This is a genomic window from Acinetobacter sp. WU_MDCI_Abxe161 (assembly GCF_025514355.1).
Taxonomy (GTDB): domain Bacteria; phylum Pseudomonadota; class Gammaproteobacteria; order Pseudomonadales; family Moraxellaceae; genus Acinetobacter; species Acinetobacter pittii_E.
In genome coordinates, this window is record NZ_JAHPTU010000005.1 from 222,402 (window position 1) to 246,062 (window position 23,661).

The following is a 23,661-nucleotide window of genomic DNA, read 5'->3' on the forward strand; positions in this document are numbered from 1 at the left end:
TAATAAAAGGAGATAAGGAAAAATGGTTGGTATATTTCAACATCTTGGACGTAGTGTACAAAACCGCCCTCATTTCTTTATTGCTTTATTGATGGGAGTGATTACAGCCAGTATTTTGACATGGTTAACTTCATGGAAATGGTCAACTATTTTATTAGTCAGTTGGAATGCTTCGGTTAGCATTTATTTACTCCATGTTTGGCAACTCATGAAAAGTGCCGATCATTCACAAATGCAACAGCAAGCTAAAAAACAAGATGAAAGCAAATGGGTCATTATGCTGATAGTTTTATTGGCCTTAACCATGTGTCTGGTTGCGATCCTCATTCAACTATCACAGCTCCCTTCGGACAGTTCTGCTAAGTTAGGTCATGTGGCTTTAGCTTTACTCACCATTGTTTCTGCATGGCTTTTTATGCATACCGTTTTTGCCCTACATTATGCCCATGATTTTTATATGGCTTTGTCTAGAAATGAAGAAAATGGAGGGTTAGATTTCCCGGGAACACAACACCCCACTTATCCTGATTTTCTATATTTTAGTTATATTATTGGTACATCTGCACAAACTGCCGATGTATCAATTACCACCAAACATATGCGCCTTTTAAACTTATTTCACGCAGTGTTGTCTTTTGGATTTAATACTACCATTTTAGCGATCTGTATTAATGTAGCTGCAGGCTTTCTTACCAACTAAAATCTTTATTCAAACAACAAAAAAGCCACCCTTTTGGGTGACTTTTAAGAATAGTACGTTTACAACAGTTGGCCCATAGTGCTTTGTTTTAAGCCTTCACGCTGTTTAATCGTTTCAACATAACGTGTAATAGCTGGATGTGATTCAATCGTTTTCATTTTTAATTGCCATAAAAGCATAGCGCCAACACTTACATCTGCTGCGGTAAATTGTTCGCCACATACATACGGGTTCGCTTCACTCAAACCTTGCACTAAAGCTTGATAAGCATCATTGTAATCGCCATAGCCAACAAACATCTTTTGCTCAGGCGATACTTCTATTCCTAAAGCTTTATCAACACCAGCAGCTTCCCAAGGACCTGCCATCACAAATAACCAACGATAGTACAAACCGCGTTTTGGATCATCTAAAGCAGGTGCTAAACCTTTTTCAGAAAACTTATCAGCTAAATAAGCACAGATTGCGCCTAACTCATAAATAACCACATCACCATCTACCAATACCGGCACTTTTCCAAAAGGATTAAGTTTTAAATATTCAGGGGCTTTCATTTCGGTCTTGTATGCAACTTCAATTCGCTCACATTCAACACCGAGCTCGACTAAAAGCCAGTCAATAACGACACCACGCGACTCTTTGTTAGTATAAAGTTTAAGGCTCATTCTTATCACTCCTTGTTTATCGTAGTTCCTAGTTTACAAGTGGGCTTTGTCAATTTTTGTCAGTAGCCTTTTGCATTTCCTGTTTCCACCATTTTTGGAACAAAAGCTTTTTAAATTCGGGATAACTATCTTGGCTAATATGAAGCTGATGAATTCGATCGATTCGAAAGTGGCGGAATGCCTGACGTAATTCACACCAAGCAGCGAGTACCACTTTACCGTTTAAATATCCCAAAGCAAAAGGCCAAAGCGAACGTTCACTCAAACGGTTTTGCTCATCACAATAATCTACTTTTATTTTTACTTGATTACGAATGGCTATACGCACTTGCGCTACCAGAGTTTCATCAACAGGATACCAATAATGGGCAACTCCTAAGGTCATATCATCAAGCAAATATTTTCGATGTTTAGGTAAGACTGCATAAAGTTTTGAATAAATTGAAACCGCAGCAGATTTTAGTGATTGATCAGGAACTTCTTTCAACCATTCTAAAGCTAAAAATAAAGCTTCTGCCTCATCTTCATTAAATGTTATGGGCGGCAATAAAATATCTTCTTTAAGCTGAAACCCAAGGCCTGCCGATGCCTCAATTCTTACACCTTGCTCACGTAAGCTATCGATATCTCGATAGACACTTCGAACGCTAATTTCTAGGCGCTCAGCCAAGACTTGCGCTGTGATGGGGTAACGGGCTTCACGAAGCTGTTGCAAAAGATTTAATAGGCGAATTGAACGGCTCATTTTTTCTCTTCTTATTGTTTTGTTATTTAACTTAGATTAAGAGGGAACGCATTCCCTCTTTGAAATCTTTTAAATTAGGCGACATCTACAGTAGATAACTGCGCATATTCTCTTAAAAAGCGATGAAGCTCCTGTACATCTTTAGCAATCGTTAAAGGTTGAAACTTTTGCAGAACTTCAACCGAATGCACCCCATATCCTACCCCGATACGCGGCATACCCAAACGCTGTGCCATCTCAAGGTCATAACTACTGTCACCAATCATGACCGCCTGTTCAACACTCACTCCTGTTACAGTCAAAATTTCTTGCAACATCAGTGGATCTGGTTTCGAACGGGTTTCATTGGCTGCTCGAGTAACGTCAAAAAGATGAGTACTCTGTGTTTTTGCAATCACACGGTCTAAACCACGACGGTTTTTACCCGTTGCTACAGCAAGTTTTAAACCTTGCGCTTTTAAGTCATGTAATAGCTCAGCAATACCGTCAAACCATGCATCATCCGTAGAATTAGCAATATAGTGATCGCCATATGCTTTTAAAATCGAGTCATGCAACTCTGGCGCTTCTGGAAATAAGGTCTGCATAACCTCTGGCAAGCCTAACCCGATAATACTTTTTGCTGCTTCATCACTTAGAGGTAATTCATGTTGCTCTGCTGCATGTTGTAAGCTAGCAACAATCTGGCCAACAGAGTTATATAAAGTTCCATCCCAGTCAAAAATAACTAATTCGGTTTTCAGACTCATTTTGCTACTCTCAAAGCCTTTAATAACTGGGTCATGTCTTCTGGTAACGGCGCTTCAATCGGTGGATAACCCGGAATATCTAAACGCATCGCGTGTAAACATAAACGTCGTGCCTGCGGACCTGCGTACTCAGTGGTGTGTCCATATTTATCATCACCCAATAACGGATGTCCAATACTTAAACCATGTACACGGATCTGATGAGTACGGCCTGACAAAGGTGAGGCATGAACTAAAGTCGCATTTTTAAAGCGCTCTGCAACCACCCATTCCGTTTTACTCGGTTTACCTTCTTTAGAGACACGTACACGACGCTCTCCATTGGCTAACTCGTAACGAAATAAAGGAGCATCAATGAGTTGTTTATCTAGACTTACCTGACCTTTTACAATCGCTGCATAAGTCTTACGAATTTTGTGCTCACGCAACATATCTTGTAGCAGTTTTAAAGTACTACGTTTCTTGCTAATCATGACCAGACCAGAAGTATCACGGTCAATACGATGAATCAGTTCTAAGTATTTTTTACCTGTTGCTGCGCGTAGAGCCTCAATCAAACCATACGCCACACCACTACCACCATGTACAGCAATACCTGATGGTTTATTGATGACTAACAGACCTTCATCTTCATAGACCACACGGCTGAGTAGGCCTTGTGCTACACTGTCACTCACAGGAGCGGCTGTTTCATCCTTTTGTTCATAGCGAATAGGTGCAACACGAATCTGATCTCCAATCTCTAATTTGGTCTCAGCTTTAATACGTTTTTTATTTACTCGAACCTGACCTTCACGAATCAAACGATAAATACGACTCTTAGGTACACCCTTTAAACGCGAAAACAGGAAATTATCAATTCGCTGTCCTGCTTGATGTTCATCCACCTCAAACCAAGTGACACTTTGCCATTGCTGTGTAGAATTCATACTAATATTTAAACCTGAAATTTTGCTAAATTTGATTAATAAATGACCGATTAGCTTAGTTTTTTCACAAGAAATCTAAGCTTAGCCCATAGGCAGATGCTGCAAGGTTTGATATAGTCAGCGCACGGATACCGCCGTAAGTGAACATCTAATAGGGAATTTCCCTGATTGAAACCTCAATCAAAATGATGCTTTCATCACCAGCTCGGATTGGTCCTAAAGAATTATGCCGACGCCGAAGGCTTATTATATCGGCAAAATGACAAACTGTTGCGTTTAATTCAGTTTGTTCAAAAAAATATGTTACCAACTCTAGTTGGTTATGGAACGTAAACTGATACACATCAGACAAATCGCTCCTTAATGTTGCCTTCAGGCTAAAGCGTTGATGCATTGGAACTGCCGAAAGCACCGATACGATGAGCATTCCGTATCAAACTTCCAAAAAGAAGTCACTTCGCGCCCAATGACAGTGAAAGTCATTAACCAATGCACCGCTCACCCGCCAGTGAAGCACTAAGGAAGTCTGATTTAAAGGTTGAAGCAGTATTGCCTACATCACAGACGAGAATCGAAGCTAAGGCTAAATGTAGCCGGTAACAGATGACTCAGACCACAAATATTTTGAGATCTGGGAAATGATCCGTCATGTTCGATGTTCGTTCAGAACCTTTAAGTTTGTGCGATATGTTTGTGTGGGTCACTATTAGGTGTCACACCCATGAAACGTATGTTGATTAATGCAACTCACGCAGAAGAAGTCCGCGTTGCACTTATCACTGGTAATCGTCTTTACGATTTTGATTTAGAGAATCGTACCCGAGAACAGAAAAAATCCAATATCTATAAAGGCCATGTAACCCGCGTAGAACCCTCTTTAGAAGCTGTTTTTGTTGAATACGGCGCAGGTCGTCAAGGCTTCTTGTCTATGCGCGAAATTGCTAACAGTTATTTCCAAGCAGACCCACGACAAACTTCAAACATTCGTGAACTTATCACTGAAGGTACTGAATTACTTGTTCAAGTCGAAAAAGAAGAACGTGGCAATAAAGGCGCTGCTCTTTCTACCTTTATTTCACTTGCAGGACGTTATTTGGTTCTTATGCCAAACAACCCGAAAGGCGGCGGTATTAGTCGTCAAATTTCAGGTTCTGTACGTGAAGAGCTAAAAGAAATTCTAGCTTCTTTAAATTTACCGCGTGGTATGAGCGTTATTGTACGTACCGCTGGTATTGGCCGTACCCAAGAAGAATTACAGTTAGACTTACAGCATTTGCTTGACCTTTGGACACAAATCCAAGGCACAGCGAGCTCTGGTCCATCTCCAATGCTGGTTCATCAAGAAGCTGGCGTTGTTACTCGTGCTATCCGCGATTATTTACGTGATGATGTTGCAGAAATTTTAATTGATAGCGAACAGGCTTATAACGAAGCTTATAACTTTGTTAAAGCAGTGATGCCACGTCAATTAGACAAACTCAAAACTTATACTTTAAACGAGCCATTGTTTGCTCATTTTGGTATTGAAAGCCAAATTCAAACTGCTTATGAACGTGAAGTAAAACTTCCTTCTGGCGGTTCAATCGTGATTGACCAGACCGAAGCTTTAGTTTCAATCGACATTAACTCTGCGAAATCGACTCGTGGACATGACGTTGAAGAAACTGCACTAAATACGAACTTAGAAGCAGCAGAAGAAATTGCTCGCCAACTACGTCTTCGTGACATCGGTGGTTTAGTTGTAATCGACTTCATCGATATGACTAAAGAACGCAACCAACGCATGGTTGAAGCAAAACTTCGTGAAGCAACACAAAGCGATCGTGCACGTATTCAGTTTGGCCAACTCTCTCGTTTTGGCTTAATGGAAATGAGCCGTCAACGTTTACGTCCATCTCTTGAAGAAGCAACAGGTTATGTATGCCCTCGCTGTCATGGTACAGGTATGGTTCGTGACTTACGCTCACTTTCACTTTCTATTATGCGTAAAGTAGAAGAGATCGCGCTTCGTGAACGCCATGGTGAAGTACAAGTAGAAGTACCTGTTGAAATTGCAGCGTTTTTACTCAATGAAAAACGTCATAGCCTTGTTTATTTAGAACAAACTTCTAGTGTTCGTGTGACTGTTTTACCTCACCCACACTTAGAAACACCTCACTACGAAATTCAGTACAATCCAGATGGATTTGCACCATCTAGCTACGAACGTACTGAAGCAACTCGTTCAAGTGAAAAAGAGTTAGGTTATGAATCTTCTGAATGGCATTTAGAAGAAGCTGATCATGGCCATACTCATGCAGCCCCTGCTGCCAACAACGTAGCTAACCAAAAGAAAGTAAATCAAGCAGCTCAACCTGCTGTTGCTCAGGCAAGCGCTCAAAAAGCAGCAAGCCCATGCGCATGGTTAGAAAATCTTTTTGTTCAAAAACAAGCTCAAACAGTTGATCAATCTCGCTCAGCACAAAATGCTGCTGCCGCAATTGAACAAATGGTGAATACAGGCGCTGTTAGCCGTGGACAGTTTGGCCAAGTTACAGCACCAGCAGTTGCTGAAGTTACTTCGGCTCCATCTAACAATGCTTATATTTCTCAATCTCCTGTTAAACAGGAAGCACGTGAGAATGTTGAGAAAGACGATAAAGTACAACAGCAGCGTCCAAACAACAAAAAACGTAAGCACAAAGAGCAACGTGAACAACATCAGCACCATCATAATCAAGAACCACAACAACAGCAGGTTCATGAAGAGGTTGTACAGTTATCACGCCAAGAGCAACGTGAATTAAAACGTCAACAAAAGCGTCAACAACAAGATCAGCCACATGCCCAACATCAAAATGATGGTCAACAAGCTGAGCATGCTGTGCCACGTCGTGACCGTAATAATCAACAACGTCCAAACCGTCCGAATCGCCACCGCGATCCAAGCGTATTAAATGAAAATCAAAATACGCCAGCACCAGCAGTTGTGGATGAAAAACAAATTAAGGTTGATTTGATTGATGCTCCACAGCATGAAGTCATGAATACAGCCTTAGTCATTAATGTTGATCAAGCACAAAGCGAAATTATTGCTTTAACGCCTGAGCAACCTCTTGAACGTACTGAAAAAGCACCTGTTGTTGAAGTTGTTCAAGAACCAACTCCAGCACCTGTTGCTGCTGTGGAAGAGACAGTAACTGCTGAAACAGAAGCTCCTCAACCAAAGGCTGAGAAAAATCAACCGCAAATTCAACGTGCGAGTAATGATCCTCGTATGCGTCGCCGTGAACAACGCAATGCAAAACGAGCTAAAGCTGTTACACCATCAATTGCCCCATCGCAAATTCCAACATTGGCGCAATATACGATTGGTAGCTTGATCCGTCATGTTTACGGTGAAGACTGTACCGTACTGATTGAACAATTTGGTTTAGTTCCAACATTCAATCGTGCATTGCAGAAATTTGCAGAGCAATATGCAAGTACTCTAGTAACCGAAGTCGCAGCTGAAGCTGAAGACAAAAAGCCTGTTACTCGTGATGCTGAGCTTCCAAGCAACAAGCCTTCACAAGAAGCAGAACCTGCGCCAGTACTTCCGTTGACGCCGCCAAAAGAGGCAACACCGCGTGTTGCTAATGATCCGCGTGAGCGTCGTCGTTTAGCGAAACTTGCTGCTGAACAGGCTTTTGAGCAAGTTAAACAACAACATTCTGCACCAGAAGAAGCTGCTCCTGTAGCGTCGACTGTAGAAGAAACTGTTGTTGCTCCTACTGCTGAAACACAAGCGCCTGTTGAATCAAAACAGCAACCGCTTGAGCTTGATCAGGAAACTGAGGCTACTGCTAGCGTAGAAGAAACACCAGCGACAACTGTAGTTGAAGCTCCGGTTGCGAAACAGCCAAAAGCAACTGCAAAAGCCAAAGCAGCTACAGAACAGGCTGTAGAGCCAACTGAAGCTCCTGCGGAGAGTGAATCAGAAGATTCTAAAGCTGATAAGGACAAACCAAGCCGTCCTCGTCGCCCTCGTGGCCGTCCACCAAAGAAAGCAAATCCTGTAGCTGAGTAAATCATTTGCTCAATTGCAGCTAATTTAAACAAACCTAGTCATTTCGATGACTAGGTTTTTTTTGTTATTTTTAACCAATTAGGTTGATTGCACTAGAAGAAAAGTTTTAAAAGCATGGTGAACCATGAAAAATACTGTACTTTTGCCAACGCAACCTTTTTTGGATTGATCGAAAAATAAATAGGATTGATATGAGCCAGACAACACAGACCGATATCATTACGCTTGGGGATGTTGCCACTAGACTTCCTAGCTTTATCCCCAAAGTACCCCATATCCTGAATGGTCTTAAACAGGCTTATTTAAGAACAGCAAATACACCAACTGGATTAGGCGTAGCTTTTGAGAAAGCTGTTAAGCGAAATCCAAAAGGTACTGCTTTATTATTTGAAGATCAAAGTTACTCATACGAAGCTTTAAATGAATGGGCTAACCAGATTTCTCACTATTATTTATCTCTCGGCGCACGTAAAGGTGACGTGATTGCCGTAATGGTTGAGAACCGTTCAGAGCTCATTGCTACTATTGTGGGTTTAGCTAAAATTGGGGTGACTATTGCGCTTGTGAACACATCTCAAGTCGGTAAAGTCCTCGCTCATAGCATCAATCTTGTAAAACCAATTGCAGTGATTGCAGGTGAAGAAGTCCGTGCTGCAATTGATGAAATTCGTCAAGACTTAAACGTTCCTCAAGACCGTTTTCATTGGTTTGCAGATCAGGCAACGCGTCAAGATGCGGGAACTGCGCCTCAAGGTTATGCCAATCTTGCAATAGAAATTGATCAATTCCCGAAATTCAATCCATCGACCACACATTCTGTTCATGGAAATGATGGTCTGTTTTATATTTATACTTCGGGTACAACGGGCTTACCAAAAGCAGTTATTTTTAAACATAGTCGTTGGACACTCGCCTACGGTACTTACGGCCATATTTTAAATCTTGGTCCAGATGATGTGATGTATGTCACTTTGCCGCTATATCATGCAACAGGCGTGGTTGTTTGCTGGTGTGGTGTGATTGCAGGAAGCGCTACCCTTGCCATCCGTCGTAAATATTCAACCAGTGCATTCTGGAAAGATGTACAGAAGTTTAATGCGTCTGCAATCGGCTACGTAGGTGAACTTTGCCGTTACTTGATGGATGCTCCAACTACAGAGCTTGACCGTGCTCACCGTGTGACCAAAATGATTGGTAACGGTATGCGTCCAAATATCTGGGATAAATTCAAACAACGTTTTGGTGTCCAGGAAGTTCTAGAGCTTTATGCTTCAAGTGAAGGCAACGTTGGCTTTAGTAATATTTTCAACTTTGACAACACAGTAGGCTTCTCCCCTACGCCATACGCTATCATTGAGTTTGATAAAGAGAAAAACGAACCGATACGCGATAAAAATGGCTGGTGTAAGAAAGTTAAAGCAGGCGAAGTCGGTTTATTAGTAGGAAAAATTACCAATCGCTCTCCATTTGACGGTTATACCGACCCAGAAAAGAATAAATCTGTGATTATGCAAGATGTCTTTAAAAAAGGTGACTCATATTTCAACACAGGTGATCTTGTTCGTAATATTGGTTTCCGTCATGCTCAGTTTGTTGACCGCTTAGGTGATACCTTTCGCTGGAAAGGCGAAAATGTATCTACCACCGAAGTTGAAAACATGGTGTGTGAATATGACAAGATCGCTGAAGCTGTCGTCTATGGCGTAGAAATTCCAAATACTAATGGTCGTGCAGGTATGGCAGCAATCACACTAGCTGATGGTGCCGAGTTAAATGACACTGATTTAACAGAAATGGTGACTGTATTTAAAAAATGCTTACCTACTTACGCGGTACCAGTGTTTTTACGTATACAAGCTAAAGTTGAAACCACAGGTACTTTTAAGTACCAAAAGAACAAATTGAAGGAAGATGCGTTTAATCCAAGCAAAACTTCTGAACGTTTACTTGCATTATTGCCTGGTGAAAGCAGTTACTGTGACATCACAAGTGAAATTTTTGACAACATTCAGGCATATAAATACCGTTTTTAGTTCATTTTTTAGCTAAACAAGAGGAAATCGTGCTTTTTATAGGCAATCATGCAAATGTTTTTAAATTTCCTCTTGTGTTAGTTGAATAACTTGCTAAAATACGCGACATCAAAACGATACGGGTCGTTAGCTCAGTTGGTAGAGCAGCGGACTTTTAATCCGTTGGTCCCGCGTTCGAGTCGCGGACGACCCACCACTTATCTGTTTTGAACCTATTTGGGTCGTTAGCTCAGTTGGTAGAGCAGCGGACTTTTAATCCGTTGGTCCCGCGTTCGAGTCGCGGACGACCCACCAAATTCTAAAAAGCCTCTCAGTTCGAGAGGCTTTTTTTATTGTTAATGTATTTTAGTTTTATGACTAAAAGATGACGATACATTTCTTATAAAGAACATCTCGAACCCATTCCATAAAGATTTCCAAACGTTTAGGAATATAACTTCGGTTCGGATATAGAATATTAAGTGGTAATGATTGAGCCGTGTAGGTACTCAACACTTCAACTAAAGTTCCCTGCTCAATTTTGTCCTGAACATCGTAATATGGAAGTTGAATAATTCCTAAACCTGCACTAGCTGCTGCAATATAGGCTTCCGTATTATTTACGCTTAAAGCACTATCCATCATCACAGTTCCATTTTGATATAAAAATACGCCCTGTTTCTCTCCTACCGCTCCTGCATAGTTAATAAGTTTGTGCTGAGATAGATCTCCTAATTGTTCAGGAATGCCATATTGGTCTAGATAGTTAGCACTTGCACAGTTCACCATAATCAAGTTACCAACAAATTTTGCAATTAAACTACTACTCTCTAGCTGCCCTACCCGGACAACACAATCAATTCCTTTCTCGATTAAGTCAGTCATGTCATCAGAGCTATGAAGTTGTAAATGAATATCTGGATAGCGGCTATAAAAATCGGGAAGTTCAGGAATAATCACTTGATGCACGATTCGGCTGGGCATTGAAATTTTTAGCGTGCCACGATAATGCTGCTTTTGTGTCTGAATTAACTGTTCGAGCTGTTCATAATCAAATAACAGGTTTTGGCATTCGGGCAATATTCTTTGTCCATCTTGAGTGAGGCTTACTTTACGCGTAGTCCGATGAAATAAGCGTACTCCATAATGAGTTTCTAGCTGTTGAATAGCACTCGTCACTGTAGAGCGAGGTAAATCAAGCTGATTTGCCACTTCACTAAAGCTTTGTCGTTTAGCGACTTCTGTAAAAATAAAAAATTGCTGCAACCGATCCATTTAATTGTTCGTATTTTCTGAATAGTTAAACCAAACTAGCATAATTGATCAAAAATTACCGCCAATCTAGACTAAAACACATTAAAACAAGTCATCATAGGAATAATCATCATGACAACTCATACCCTTAAAGATAAAGTTGTATTGATTACAGGCGGTGCAAAAAACTTAGGTGGACTCATTAGCCGTAAATTTGCAGAGCAAGGTGCAAAAATTGCAATTCACTACAACAGTGCTGAAACTCAGGCAGACGCAGAGCAAACGCTCGCAAAAGTTAAAGCATTGGGTGCAGATGCTATTTTAATTCAAGCAGACCTAACGGATATTAATAATATCGAAAAGCTCTTTTTAGACACTAAACAGCATTTTGGTGGAATAGATATTGCGATTAATACCGTTGGAAAGGTTTTAAAGAAGTCATTTTTAGAAACGACAGAACAAGAGTTTGATAGCATGAGCGATATCAACTCAAAAATTGCCTATTTCTTTATTCAATCGGCGGGTCGTCATTTAAATGACGGCGGAAAGATCTGTTCAATCGTGACTTCTCTTCTTGCAGCCTACACTGGGCTCTATTCAACCTATGAAGGTTTAAAAGCGCCTGTTGAACATTACACTCGCGCTGCATCAAAAGAATTTGGTAATCGCCAGATTTCTGTGACTGCTGTTGCACCTGGCCCAATGGATACACCATTCTTTTATGGTCAGGAATCTGCCGAAGCAGTCGCTTACCATAAATCAGCTTCAGCTTTAGGTGGACTTACCAAAATTGAAGATATCGAACCTTTAGTCCGCTTTTTGGTAACCGATGGTTGGTGGATTACGGGTCAAACAATTTTTGCAAATGGCGGTTATACCACCCGCTAAAGTCAAAAAAGCCGCATCTCATTCTGCGGCTTTTGCTTTGCTATTTAATTACAAAAATTCTTCAAGTACCGAATTTAAGAAAATATGCCCTTGCTCTGTACAAGCTAAACGAGAACTATCCTCTACCAGAAGTTTTCTAGCTCTCAGTGAAGTGAGTACCTCGTTTAAATGATCTAAGCTTAAGCCTGTACGCTGCTCATATAACTCAGCTTTTACCCCGTCATTTAAACGTAAAGCATTCATCATAAATTCAAAAGGTAGCTCTTCTGCCTCAATTTTTTTCATTTGCAGATGTTCGGCTGGAACCTTGGCTAAATAGTCTTTTGGCAAACGAGTCTTTTGGAAACGATACACACCATCTGGTTGTGTCACTTTGCCATGTGCACCTGCACCAATCGCAAGGTAATCACCAAATTCCCAGTAATTTAAGTTATGGGCTGAAGGCTGCTCTTTACGCCAAGCTGATACTTCATAGTTTACAAAGCCATTTGCTTTTAGATAGGCCTCACCTTGCTCTTGAATGTCTTCTAGCACTTCATCCTGAGGTAAAACAGGTTGAGTACGAAAGAATACCGTGTTTGGCTCAATGGTGAGTTGATACCAACTGATATGTGTCGCCCCCTGCTCTACAGCGACTTTTAAATCATAAAGTGCTTGCTCTAGTGTTTGCTCAGGCAGACCATGCATTAAATCGACATTAACTCGCTTAAAGCCTGCTTGTCTTGCCTGCTCAATTGCATCCATAGCATTGTTTGCTGAATGAATACGTCCAAGCTTTTGCAAGTGATCAGTATTAAAAGTTTGTACGCCAATGGATAAACGATTAATGCCTGCTTCTAAATAGCCTGCAAACGGGTCATGTTCTAGTGTTCCCGGATTAGCTTCTAAAGTAATTTCACAGTCATCTTCAAAGTTAAGCCGTGACTTAAGCTGTTCAAACAGCCATGCATAGCCTTTGGCAGAAATAAGTGAAGGTGTTCCGCCACCAATAAATACACTGTGAATTGAACGTCCTTGTGCCATCTCGATTTGAGTTTCAAAGTCGGCCACTAATGCTTTTAAATAAGTTTGCTCAAGCTCTGACGAAAGCGCCCCATCAGGCACCGCATGCGAGTTAAAGTCGCAATATGGACATTTACGCACACACCAAGGCATATGAATATATAAAGATAAAGGAATAGAAGCAGGGTTTAATACGGCCAAGGAGCAGGTCCAATTTACACAATATTTCTATTTTAACATGACTGCATCAATGGGCTTATGAAAACATACCTTAATTGCTTTAGACTAAATTTAAATAATCTTAAATATTGATAAAAATGATGAAATTCTCTAGTCAACTTTTCCTATTTTTACCTTTAGCCTTGGGAATCGGTGTTGCCATGGCTTTTCAAACTGCAATTAATGCTCAGCTTCGTGAGCAGTTACATTCACCATTGCAAGCGGCATTATTATCATTCTTCATCGGTACTATTGTTTTGGCAGTTATGGTTTTCTTTCAAAGTGCCGAGAAACCTAGTTTAAGTGAAATATCAAATATTCCATGGCTTCTTTGGACAGGAGGATTCCTTGGGGTTTATGCAATTAGCATGAGCATTTATACTGCACCTAAACTTGGTTTTTTAACCTTTACAGGGCTAGTCGTTTTTGGGCAAATCGTTATTTCTATGTTACTTGATCATTTTGGCTGGTTAGGTACAGAAAAAACACCTGTTACATGGCAACGGTTTCTTGGTGGAGTCATCATCTTTGTTGGTGTGGTACTTACTTTGCAACGTTAGCTTCATTTTTATATTTAAAAAGAGTACCTTTTGTGTCGAATGTCACATCTTTTCGGTCTGAACTAAAACAACTCTTCCACTTAATGCTACCGATTTTAATTACCCAGTTTGCTCAAGCAGGATTCGGGTTAATTGACACTATTATGGCTGGGCATTTATCTGCAACCGATTTAGCTGCAATTGCTGTAGGGGTCGGTTTATGGATTCCAGTGATGCTCCTGTTCAGTGGCATTATGATTGCAACAACCCCTTTGGTCGCTGAAGCAAAGGGTGCAAGAAATACAGAACAAATTCCTGTCATTGTTCGTCAATCATTGTGGGTTGCTGTCATTTTAGGTGTACTGGCAATGCTCATTTTGCAGCTTATGCCATTTTTCTTGCATGTGTTTGGTGTTCCTGAAAGCTTACAACCTAAAGCAAGTTTATTTTTACATGCCATTGGCTTGGGTATGCCAGCTGTGACCATGTATGCAGCTCTACGCGGTTATTCGGAGGCATTAGGCCATCCACGTCCTGTAACGGTAATTAGCTTACTGGCCTTAGTAGTTTTAATCCCTCTTAACATGATTTTTATGCATGGGTTGGGGCCAATACCTGCTTTAGGTAGCGCAGGCTGCGGTTTTGCAACATCCATTTTACAGTGGCTCATGCTGATTACGTTAGCTGGCTATATTTATAAAGCTTCGGCTTATCGAAATACCTCTATTTTTAGCAGATTCGATAAAATTAACCTGACTTGGGTTAAAAGAATTTTACAGCTTGGCCTACCAATCGGTTTAGCCGTGTTCTTTGAAGTGAGTATTTTCAGTACAGGCGCATTGGTGCTTAGTCCATTGGGTGAAGTCTTTATTGCAGCGCATCAAGTTGCAATTTCAGTGACTTCAGTGCTGTTTATGATTCCACTTTCACTTGCCATAGCCTTAACCATTCGTGTGGGAACGTATTATGGTGAAAAAAATTGGGCTTCCATGTACCAAGTACAAAAGATTGGTCTAAGCACAGCCATATTTTTTGCTTTATTGACTATGTCTTTTATTGCCTTAGGTCGTGAACAAATTGTCTCGGTGTACACTCAAGACTTAACCGTATTCCCTGTTGCGATGTATTTACTCTGGTTTGCCATGGCTTATCAGTTGATGGATGCATTACAAGTCAGCGCGGCAGGCTGTTTAAGAGGTATGCAAGATACGCAAGCACCGATGTGGATTACACTCATGGCGTATTGGGTGATTGCTTTCCCTATCGGACTTTATTTAGCACGTTATACCCATTGGGGTGTAGCTGGCGTGTGGCTAGGCTTAATTATTGGTTTAAGTATTGCTTGTGTTTTATTACTTTCAAGGCTTTATTTAAATACCAAACGTTTAAGCAAAACCTAATAAAAAAGCCGATTATTCATCGGCTTTTTTTATTTTATGCAGACTTGGCCCGCGGGCTTGCTCCAATTTGCCAGACAAAGGGTAAATCGGTACGATTCACTTCCCAATCTCCAATCACCTTTTCTTTATAGATGAGTGGATTATGCGAAGATACCGTGCGTGCGTTACGCCAGAAACGGTCGAGTTGTTTAACCTGACTACTTGCTGATGCACCTAAAGCATTAAATAACTGGCTGGTTAAATCCAGTACCAAATTAGAAATCACCACCTGCCCTTGGGCTGACTCAAGCTCTGCATCTACATTAAACTGATGCTCTTTTACTTCTAAGTCGCTAAAGTGGCTTTCATAAGCCTTTTGTAATGCTTCTGCTGTTTTAATCGTAATTGCTAGGCTTGCATAGGCTTGAGCAGAAGCTTTACCCACCACCTGTAAAACTTGTGGGTCATGACGAACAAGGTCACCATTACCATGACTAAAAATACGCTTTCGCTCTCGTATTTCTTGGCTAAAAGTTTCGACCGCGGCATGCGCAATCCCTGTTAAAGTTGCAAGATGGACAACCTGATAAAAAGCTGTTTGATATTTAAAACGCTGGTCAAATGGAATAAGGTGCGAAGCTGGTAAATGAACCTGATTTACTTTTAAAGTACCACTGCCCGTTGTCTTTTGACCAAAGCCATCCCAATCATCAATTACGCTCACACCTGATTCATGACGATAAATAGCAGCAATTACATGGCGGTCATTCACTTCATCGTAAGCAAATAAATCGATCCAGTCTGCAAAGATACTTCCAGTTGAATAGTACTTTTCACCATTTACTACTAAGTTGCCCGAAGCATCTTTGGTTACTCGTGTAACGACATCACCAATTTGTACATTTCCAACTTCTGTCCATGCATTTCCGACTAAATCACCTTGCACAAAACGCTGAAACCAAACCTCCTGCGAATGCTCTTTATGAGCAACTAAGCGGTCTTCAACAAAAGCGAAGTGTCCACGTAAAGCTTGCACAATATTCGAGTCTGCTTGCGCCAATTCAGCTAAAAGCTGGAAAAGTTGCGGCAATGACACCCCATCTCCACCGTATTTACGGGGTACCCGTACTGCACCTAATTTGAGTTCTTTTAACCACTGAATCGGTTCAAAAGGCAAGATTCGTTCTTTTTCACGTTGAATTGCACCTTGAGCAATTTTTTCAAAAACTGGACGAAATCTACTTGCGACCTTTTCATAATCGGCGCCGACAGACAATTCTTCTAATTCAATTTGGGTAACTGTCATCTTTATTCTCCTAATCTTATTTTTTCTTCACTTTAGCTCCATGCATGACGAGGTGGCTGAACTCCATTGAGGTAGTAATTACCGACAATGTGATATTTCCAACGCACTGGATCATGCAAGGTGTGAGTGCGAGCATTACGCCAATGGCGGTCCAGATTAAGCTCTGACAAGGTCGATCTTGTTCCAGACAATTCAAAAAGCTTATTCGCTGCTAAAATCGCAACTTCTGTAGTGAGTACTTTTGCTTCTGCAACTAGTAATGTCGCTTGATTTACATGCTCTTCTGTCGTGTCGGCAATCGCTTGATCAATCGCATCTCCTGCTAAATCCAATACCGCTTCTGCTGCACGCAGTTTTATTTTTAAATCACCAATATTTGCAATTGTGTAAGGGTCATCGCTGGCTTTTTCCAAACCTGAATCGACCCATGCACGACTATGATTTTTGACATAGTGAATTGTTTCTTCAATTGCGCCACGTGCAATACCTGCATCGACAGCAGCTTGAATAAATTGTGAAATTGCACCTGCTGGTGTAGGACGTTCGAAAGCCTGATAAATCGGGATTAGATATTCTTCACGTACTGGAACTTGATTAAGTTCCACGGTTCCACTGGCCGTGGTTCTTTGCCCAAAACCAGACCAGTCATTAATAATATTTACCCCAGAAGTTTCCCGAGGAACTAGCGCCGCATAAGGCTGCCCCTGCTCATTTACAGCGACAATTGGAACCCAATGTGCCAGTAAAGCGCCTGTTGCAAAGAATTTCTTCCCATTAATTTCATAACCATGCTCGGTCTTTCGCAAGGTCGTAGTGAGGTCAGCAACCGTTTTGCTATGTTTTTCCGAAAAGGCATTACCAAAACGAATTCCTCTTAGCACCAAATTAAAGAAGAACTGTTGTTGTTCAGGTTTCGCATCAAGACGTAAATGTTCAATAAAAGCCAAATGATTTTGAGGCAGTTGTGCAAGAGATGGATCAACGCTCGCAATTGTTTTGATGACCTCAGCCAAGGTTCGATATTTAACTTGTGCGCCACCAAATTGCTTAGGGACCGTAATGGCCCATAAACCACTTTGTGAGAACTGTTGAATTTCATTGAGGGGTAAACGGCGCTCTCTGTCTCGCTCAGATGCTTCTTGTGCAAATTCTTGGGCAAGAAGTTTGGCAACCTCAATTGCTTCTTCATCAGAACGAATAATATGCGCATCTTTTGACTGCTCAAACACAGATAAAGGAACCGCCTGAGACCGCCCATGGGCTGAACTTAAACTTGTCATAACTTTTATTGTCTCTATTTCTTATTTAACCTGCCATTCACATTAGCACCAAAAAAACAGCCCCTTTATAGATATTAAAGCTTTGTTTATGAAATGAATTTTCAAAAGCTTTTCATATTTTTTACTATAAAAATAACATTTTGTTTTTCGAAAATTTTCTTACATGAGATAAACAATTTCATATAGGCTTTTTAAGCTTAGTCACCTATGATCAAAACTAGGCAATATTATGTTGTAGTCAATGAGGTATCGAAGATATGGCAAAGAATGCAAGTTCACCCGGCAAACGATTTATGAAACTTGCAGGAATGACCGCGAGCATTGCAACGAAAACCGTTTCTAACTCGATTCGAAACTTGACCGCAGACGAAGAACAAAAGCTGGCTTCAAAAACCAAGCTATTTCAGGATATTGGTTTGCAAATTGCCGACACCTTAGGCGAAATGAAAGGTGCCGTCATGAAAGTCGGTCAAATTGCGTCGCAATATAAAGATATTTTCCCGCCTGAAGTCGCTAAAGCAATTTCAAAACTACAACGCCAAGCCCCAGCCATGCCTTTTGCTGCCATTCAACAACAAGTTGAACGTGAACTTGGAAAACCGCTGAATGTTGCCTTTAAATCTTTTGATCAAGAACCTTTTGCAGCTGCTTCAATTGGCCAAGTTCATAAAGCTGTGCTGCCTAGCGGTGAGCAAGTTGTGGTTAAAGTTCAATATCCGGGTGTTGATGAAGCCTGTGAAAGTGACTTAAAACAAGTGCGTTTAGCCCTTCGTTTAATGGGCGTACTTAAAATTGATAAAAAACTACAAGATCAGCTTTTTGCAGAAATTCAAGATAGTCTTTCAGCAGAGCTTAACTATGAAATTGAGGCTCAAAACCTTGAAGTTTTTAAAATATTTCATAGCCAGTTAGATGACAAAATCATCATCCCGACCGTTTATAAAGATTACTCTTCAAGACGTATTTTAACTTTGAGCCTCGAACAAGGTGACAGTATTGAAACTGCTAGTTCTTGGCCTATCGAAATTCGAAATACGATTGGACGTCGCCTGATTCGTGCTTTAGGTCAGGAAATGTTCTTTTTAAAACGTTTTCACTGTGACCCTCACCCGGGTAACTTTGCCTTCCGCCAAGACGGTAGTGTCATTATTTATGACTATGGCAGTGTTAAAACACTTTCAAATGAAATTGTGTATAGCTTTAAACGCTTAGTAAATGCAGCTCGTCATGAAAATATTGATTTGATTGAAACTGAGTTACTTGAGCTACATTCAATTTCTGAAAAAGGCAAATTCCCAACCGATCTATATAAACTCTGGATTGAAGTGTTATTACGCCCGCTTACCACCACTTATGATTTTGCCGAGAACTCATCGCACCATGATGGCATGTTGCTTGTGAAAAAATCTTTGAAGTACTGGGATGTCTTTAAGCCTTCACCAGACACTTTGATGGTCAACAGAACCATTTCAGGACACTACTGGAACCTGATTCACTTAAAAGTACATGACAATCTGAACGATTTATTTGAAGAGCTTGTCCCGCCTTCTAACTAACTTAATTTACTGATCAGTGTAGCCTTTTAGGGGTTACATTGACTTTTCAATTGTTATGTTATAACATTTCTTTAATCAAAAATAATTTAGGACAATCTCTCATGCGTAAAGATATTCATCCTGCTTATCAACAAGTGTTATTTCATGACACCAATGCAGACGTATACTTCTTAATTGGTAGTACTCTTCAGTCTAAACAAACCAAAGAATATCAAGGAAAAGTCTATCCTTATGTAACCCTTGATATTTCAAGTGCATCTCACCCTTTCTACACAGGTGAAGTACGTCAAGCAAGTAACGAAGGCCGTGTAGCAAGCTTTAATAAACGCTTCGCTCGCTTTAATCGTAAGAGTTAATCTTACGTTAAGATTTGACTAATACACTTAAATCATTGGAAGCCTAAGACTATCTCCTCCACTTAGGCTTCTTTTTTTATGTGTATTTTTGCGATCTTTTTATGTTGTGTATAAAAGAGAACTTATCCACAATTTGTTTAAAAACTATTCTTATTTTTCCCACAACTCATCATTTTTTATATTCACCAAGCTTTCAAAGCTGCTATTCGATGCTATGCTTAAACCCTCATTTGATAGGAAATTTAAGATAATGGCACAAGAGTTACTTGCCCAATTACAAGCAGGCACAGCAAAATTTTCAGACGTTTTAGCTCATATTGAAGCACGTTACCAACATACTCCAACAGCTTTTCAAAATGGTGCACAGCATAACGCTGCAACTGAAAATCAAGGCAGTGCGAAAGTTTTCTCTTTTGCTAAGTTACAAGGTTTAGACCAAGCACAAACTTTGAGTTTGTTTGCAGAACACTACGCATCTGTATTGGCGACCCCTGAGGGAACTGATCATCAAAACATTCGTCAGTTTATGCAAAATGGTTGGGATGGTGTGAAGTTTGAAGGTCAGGCTTTGGCTGAAAAAGCTTAATCATTTTTTTAGCACAGCCTCAAATTATGAGATTTTCTAAAGTCTGTTAATAGGCAATGCCTCACTTTTGAGGGCAAAAGTGACAAAAACCTTTGTTCCGCTGATGCTACATCCATGTAGCACAGCGAAACGACGGCATCCATGCCGTCTATCATGATAGTGAATGCCTTATTTTTCTTATTTATTTTATTAGCCTCTTATATTCGATACGCGATAACGTCATTCGCAGCCTGCGTGGTGTCAATAAAAGATCGTTTTTGCAAGGCTTAAGTTAAATGCCTACAGTGAACAGGTTCTGCGAATGACAGATGCCTTTGGTTACTTTGGGCAAAACCAAAGTAACTTAATTAGCTGCTCCCATTAGATAATTCAACGGTAAGACTCCGTCGTGAAAATCCTACTCAACATTCAACTTCGATGAGCTCTCACAACTTGAAATCATACTCAATTCTTAAATATAAAAACTCAATGCCCCGCCACCCAATAATAAGTCGCCAACCCCAAACACGTAAAAATTAACGATCCAATCAAATGAATAGAAATCCCCAACATCGCCATTCCCAACTTACCACTTTGTAATAAAGTCACAATCTCAATGGAGAACGTTGAAAAGGTAGTTAAAGCACCACAAAAACCAGTAATCACAAAAAGTTTATAGTTAGGACTTAAATCACTTTGAGAAAAATAGGCAATCGCAAAACCAATAATAAAACCACCGACCAAATTAACAGTGACAGTACCGAGTGGAATTTGCGGGTAGATCGGGTTGAGTTTTAAACCTAAAAACCAACGCAGCCATGCCCCTAGAACCGAACCTAAAGCAATTGAAAGTAGAGAGTAATACATAAGACCACCCCTTTAGATAGACGCTAAAAGAGCAAAAAATAATGAAGGGAAATATGACACAGCGTACTCCAAAAATAAGCAGAGTACGCAATAACCTACGTACCCAGCGATATAAATACATGAGGGTAACGTAGGCATCATTAGCCAATCCGGCGGTTTTTCAGAGGAGGAATGCCATCTCCCCGTTTTAAGTATATTAAATCATCTAAAATTTGATTAAAACATACTTTTTAAAATCATGGGCGTTCATCATATTGCGGTAAATCATCCTGAATACATTCCCACTCTGCCTTAGAAGCAGCAAAAATATGCATTGTCGGCTTTTGATCGAGCGGTGTATCAAGCGTCCCAATTCTTAAACGATACAATTCAGGCTGCGCATCACGCGAGCTAATAAGCGGTGAACCACACTCACTACAGAACCAACGGTACACACCATTTACCGCAAATTTTTTGACTAGGTCTTCACCTTGGGTAATTTTAAAATCTGTACTTTTAACAGGAGCATTCGTGGCAAATGCTGTTCCATTGGATTTTCGGCAGCGTTGACAGTGACATTGAATAATATCTCCGATATCGCCTTTAATTTCATAGCGAATACCTTGGCACAAACAACTTCCTTGATAAACTGGTGATGCTTGAGACATGATCTCGTAAATCCTATTTTTATTGATTGTTCAAAATTACCACTTTTCACATATCAAACATAGCACCAAATCAAGCCGTTATTTCTCTAGGAATGAATGTACGCCTTCACCAGCCGCTCGCCCTGTAGCAAAGCATGCTGTAAGCAAATATCCGCCTGTAGGAGCATCCCAATCCAGCATTTCGCCACAGCAAAATACCCCTGAAGTTTGTTTAAACTCTAAGTTTTCAGTTAATGCATTCTGCTTAACACCACCAGCACAGCTAATTGCTTCCTCAATAGGTCTAAACCCTTCTAGCTTAATTTGAAGTGCTTTGATTTGCTGAGCCATAACATTGGGTTGGTTCCATAGTGCTTTATCAACCACTTCTCTGACTAAGTTAATCTTAGCTGTATCTAAGCCAGCTTTACGCCAGATATTAGTGAGCGATTGTTTTTTGCTAGCCTGCAATTTTTTAATTAACTGTGAAAGCTCTACATCAGGCAATAGATCTAAAAACAGATTTAAGCTTTTCCCTTGTTTTTGTTGTTCTCTTAAGCCACGTCCCAGTTTATAAATAACACCACTTTCCAACCCATAGTGAGTAATCACAATATCGCCATGTGTAACTTGACTGGGTTCAACCCACGCATTGATACGCTTTAAAGGTTCACCAAAACAGCTTTCCATAAAGATAGACCAAGCGTGCAATACTCCTGCATTACTTGGCTGAAAAGGTTCAATATTGGATTGATCTATCCATTGTTGCCAAGCGCCATCACTACCCAATTGTGACCAAGACACCGCTCCACATGCCAATATCACTGCATCGTATTGCTGGGTAAAAGTCTCACTGCTTTGATTATTCTGACTTTCTAAAGTTACTGTTGTACCTTGTAAATTAATACAACAATGACGATAAAAGAATTTAACTTTCTGTTCTGCCAAACGTTTTAGCCAAGCACGTAATAGAGGAGCCGCTTTCATTTCGACAGGAAAAATGCGACCTGAGGTGCCAACGTAGGATTCTATTCCCAGATTTTTCATCCAGCTTTGAATCCAGACTGCATCCCATTTTTCAACCCAAGGTTTGAGCCATTCTGCACGATCATAACGTTCAATAAATTGCGCTAAAGGTTCAGCATGCGAGATGTTTAACCCTGTTTTACCTGCCATTAGAAACTTACGTGCCGCTGAAGGTTTTTGCTCATACACGTCAATATCATAAGTATATTGGCTGAGCACCTCAGCTGCCATTAAACCAGCCGGACCAGCACCGATAATGGCAACCCGCTTATTCGCCATGTGTTTGCCCTTGCAGTGGTGCAAACGCATCAAATCGAGTTTTATACCCTTCAGGCTTGGTCATAATGAGCTGCTGACAAAGCTCGCCACGTTCTAAATACTTAATTTCAAAATGAGTACGTGCAGATGTTTGAGCAATTTTTTCTTTTTGATAAGGCAGTTTCCAGACATTAATTAACTGTTGTTCTGCTTCTTCGATATATTCAGGAATATTACTTGCCAGAGTAATGGTTCCACCTGTTTGCAAGCGTGAGATTAAGAACTCAAAAAATGGCATATTCAACCAGCGCTGTGCTGGATTATGCGGTTCTGGATTTGGATAGAGAATAAAGAAATGCTCTACTTGCGCGGGGTACAAAGCATGTACCACCCATGGTAAAGCATCTGCATGCACAGGGATTAAGTTATCTCTTGGTTCCAGACCATGCTGTTTTTGCATTGCCAAGAATTTTTCTCGGGTTCGTTCAATTGCATACAACGTGTGCTGCTGTTGTTGCCCGCTAAAAAGCAAAGCATGTTTACCCTTGCCTGCTCCAATTTCTACACAAATCGGGGTATTTTCAATTGGGGTAAAATCGCGAGGCGCTTGCATACGTTGTGCTTGAAATTGACGAATCTGCATAATCACATCAAACTAAATAAAAATCGGCATAAGTCTAACAAGTCACCTG

At 40.5% G+C, this 23,661-nt stretch carries 21 protein-coding genes, 2 tRNA genes and 1 riboswitch; of the genes, 11 read left to right on the forward strand and 12 right to left on the reverse strand.

The features are described from left to right. Positions 1-22: 22 nt before the first annotated feature. A complete protein-coding gene (locus KTI78_RS07955; protein WP_016142312.1) occupies positions 23-700 on the forward strand; it encodes a DUF1345 domain-containing protein in 678 nt (225 codons plus the stop codon). 59 nt (positions 701-759) lie between these two features. Here KTI78_RS07955 and KTI78_RS07960 read toward each other — a convergent pair whose 3' ends face one another. From KTI78_RS07960 to KTI78_RS07975, 4 genes are all read right to left on the reverse strand, one after another. Next, positions 760-1,365 carry a glutathione S-transferase family protein gene (locus KTI78_RS07960; RefSeq protein ID WP_262445720.1) on the reverse strand — a complete coding sequence of 202 codons (606 nt, stop codon included), beginning with the start codon at positions 1,363-1,365 and terminating at the stop codon, positions 760-762. A gap of 49 nt (positions 1,366-1,414) precedes the next feature. Next, positions 1,415-2,110 (reverse strand): helix-turn-helix transcriptional regulator, encoded by a 696-nt coding sequence (locus KTI78_RS07965; RefSeq protein ID WP_262445721.1) that lies wholly within the window; start codon positions 2,108-2,110, stop codon positions 1,415-1,417. Between the two features lie 74 nt (positions 2,111-2,184). Then, entirely contained in the window at positions 2,185-2,859 is a 675-nt protein-coding gene (locus tag KTI78_RS07970) for an HAD-IA family hydrolase (RefSeq protein ID WP_016142315.1), read from the reverse strand. Beyond that, complete coding sequence (locus KTI78_RS07975) at positions 2,856-3,788, reverse strand: RluA family pseudouridine synthase (protein WP_239974909.1); 933 nt, start codon at positions 3,786-3,788, stop codon at positions 2,856-2,858. Before KTI78_RS07975 ends, KTI78_RS07970 begins: the two co-directional genes overlap by 4 nt. A gap of 721 nt (positions 3,789-4,509) precedes the next feature. On the opposite strand from KTI78_RS07975, the gene KTI78_RS07980 reads away from it, so the two are divergent. From KTI78_RS07980 to KTI78_RS07995, 4 genes are all read left to right on the forward strand, one after another. Then, positions 4,510-7,836 (forward strand): Rne/Rng family ribonuclease, encoded by a 3,327-nt coding sequence (locus KTI78_RS07980; RefSeq protein WP_262445722.1) that lies wholly within the window; start codon positions 4,510-4,512, stop codon positions 7,834-7,836. A 191-nt stretch (positions 7,837-8,027) separates the two neighbouring features. Continuing rightward, positions 8,028-9,869 carry a long-chain-acyl-CoA synthetase gene (locus KTI78_RS07985; RefSeq protein WP_262445723.1) on the forward strand — a complete coding sequence of 614 codons (1,842 nt, stop codon included), beginning with the start codon at positions 8,028-8,030 and terminating at the stop codon, positions 9,867-9,869. Positions 9,870-9,989: 120 nt separating this feature from the next. Beyond that, positions 9,990-10,065: transfer RNA gene (locus KTI78_RS07990), tRNA-Lys, on the forward strand. A gap of 22 nt (positions 10,066-10,087) precedes the next feature. Further along, positions 10,088-10,163, forward strand: a tRNA-Lys gene (locus tag KTI78_RS07995). Between the two features lie 63 nt (positions 10,164-10,226). On the opposite strand, the gene KTI78_RS08000 is transcribed toward KTI78_RS07995, so the two are convergent. Next, on the reverse strand, positions 10,227-11,123 hold the full coding sequence (locus KTI78_RS08000; RefSeq protein ID WP_262445724.1) for a LysR family transcriptional regulator: 897 nt from the start codon (positions 11,121-11,123) through the stop codon (positions 10,227-10,229). Positions 11,124-11,234: 111 nt separating this feature from the next. On the opposite strand from KTI78_RS08000, the gene KTI78_RS08005 reads away from it, so the two are divergent. Continuing rightward, the gene (locus tag KTI78_RS08005; protein ID WP_016142320.1) at positions 11,235-11,990 is read left to right on the forward strand and encodes an SDR family oxidoreductase; all 756 of its coding nucleotides are present in this window, start codon (positions 11,235-11,237) and stop codon (positions 11,988-11,990) included. Between the two features lie 48 nt (positions 11,991-12,038). Here the strand turns inward: KTI78_RS08005 and hemW are convergent, their stop codons facing one another. Next, complete coding sequence (gene hemW / locus KTI78_RS08010) at positions 12,039-13,193, reverse strand: radical SAM family heme chaperone HemW (protein ID WP_262445725.1); 1,155 nt, start codon at positions 13,191-13,193, stop codon at positions 12,039-12,041. Between the two features lie 116 nt (positions 13,194-13,309). Between hemW and KTI78_RS08015 the strand changes: the two genes are divergently transcribed. Both KTI78_RS08015 and abeM read left to right on the forward strand, forming a co-directional pair. Then, positions 13,310-13,771, forward strand: coding sequence for a DMT family transporter (locus KTI78_RS08015; RefSeq protein WP_016142322.1), 462 nt, complete (start codon positions 13,310-13,312; stop codon positions 13,769-13,771). A gap of 32 nt (positions 13,772-13,803) precedes the next feature. Further along, on the forward strand, positions 13,804-15,150 hold the full coding sequence (gene abeM / locus KTI78_RS08020) for a multidrug efflux MATE transporter AbeM (protein ID WP_016142323.1): 1,347 nt from the start codon (positions 13,804-13,806) through the stop codon (positions 15,148-15,150). Between the two features lie 34 nt (positions 15,151-15,184). Here the strand turns inward: abeM and KTI78_RS08025 are convergent, their stop codons facing one another. Both KTI78_RS08025 and KTI78_RS08030 read right to left on the reverse strand, forming a co-directional pair. Next, entirely contained in the window at positions 15,185-16,435 is a 1,251-nt protein-coding gene (locus KTI78_RS08025) for an acyl-CoA dehydrogenase family protein (RefSeq protein WP_262445726.1), read from the reverse strand. A 32-nt stretch (positions 16,436-16,467) separates the two neighbouring features. Then, positions 16,468-17,715 (reverse strand): SfnB family sulfur acquisition oxidoreductase, encoded by a 1,248-nt coding sequence (locus KTI78_RS08030; RefSeq protein ID WP_262445727.1) that lies wholly within the window; start codon positions 17,713-17,715, stop codon positions 16,468-16,470. A 257-nt stretch (positions 17,716-17,972) separates the two neighbouring features. Here KTI78_RS08030 and KTI78_RS08035 point away from each other — a divergent pair, with 257 nt between their 5' ends. From KTI78_RS08035 to KTI78_RS08045, 3 genes are all read left to right on the forward strand, one after another. Continuing rightward, positions 17,973-19,271 (forward strand): ABC1 kinase family protein, encoded by a 1,299-nt coding sequence (locus KTI78_RS08035; RefSeq protein WP_262445728.1) that lies wholly within the window; start codon positions 17,973-17,975, stop codon positions 19,269-19,271. Positions 19,272-19,372: 101 nt separating this feature from the next. Beyond that, complete coding sequence (locus tag KTI78_RS08040; protein WP_002114896.1) at positions 19,373-19,627, forward strand: type B 50S ribosomal protein L31; 255 nt, start codon at positions 19,373-19,375, stop codon at positions 19,625-19,627. Between the two features lie 250 nt (positions 19,628-19,877). Further along, on the forward strand, positions 19,878-20,213 hold the full coding sequence (locus KTI78_RS08045) for a HopJ type III effector protein (protein WP_004794912.1): 336 nt from the start codon (positions 19,878-19,880) through the stop codon (positions 20,211-20,213). 465 nt (positions 20,214-20,678) lie between these two features. Here KTI78_RS08045 and crcB read toward each other — a convergent pair whose 3' ends face one another. From crcB to KTI78_RS08065, 4 genes are all read right to left on the reverse strand, one after another. Next, positions 20,679-21,059: a fluoride efflux transporter CrcB gene (gene crcB / locus KTI78_RS08050; protein ID WP_057105397.1), complete on the reverse strand. Its 381-nt coding sequence runs from the start codon at positions 21,057-21,059 to the stop codon at positions 20,679-20,681. A 124-nt stretch (positions 21,060-21,183) separates the two neighbouring features. Next, positions 21,184-21,250, reverse strand: a riboswitch (Fluoride riboswitch). 45 nt (positions 21,251-21,295) lie between these two features. Continuing rightward, positions 21,296-21,706 carry a GFA family protein gene (locus tag KTI78_RS08055; RefSeq protein ID WP_062849598.1) on the reverse strand — a complete coding sequence of 137 codons (411 nt, stop codon included), beginning with the start codon at positions 21,704-21,706 and terminating at the stop codon, positions 21,296-21,298. 78 nt (positions 21,707-21,784) lie between these two features. Next, positions 21,785-22,990 (reverse strand): TIGR03862 family flavoprotein, encoded by a 1,206-nt coding sequence (locus KTI78_RS08060; RefSeq protein WP_262445730.1) that lies wholly within the window; start codon positions 22,988-22,990, stop codon positions 21,785-21,787. Further along, on the reverse strand, positions 22,980-23,618 hold the full coding sequence (locus tag KTI78_RS08065; RefSeq protein ID WP_262445731.1) for a tRNA (guanine-N(7)-)-methyltransferase: 639 nt from the start codon (positions 23,616-23,618) through the stop codon (positions 22,980-22,982). Before KTI78_RS08065 ends, KTI78_RS08060 begins: the two co-directional genes overlap by 11 nt. Positions 23,619-23,661 lie beyond the last annotated feature (43 nt).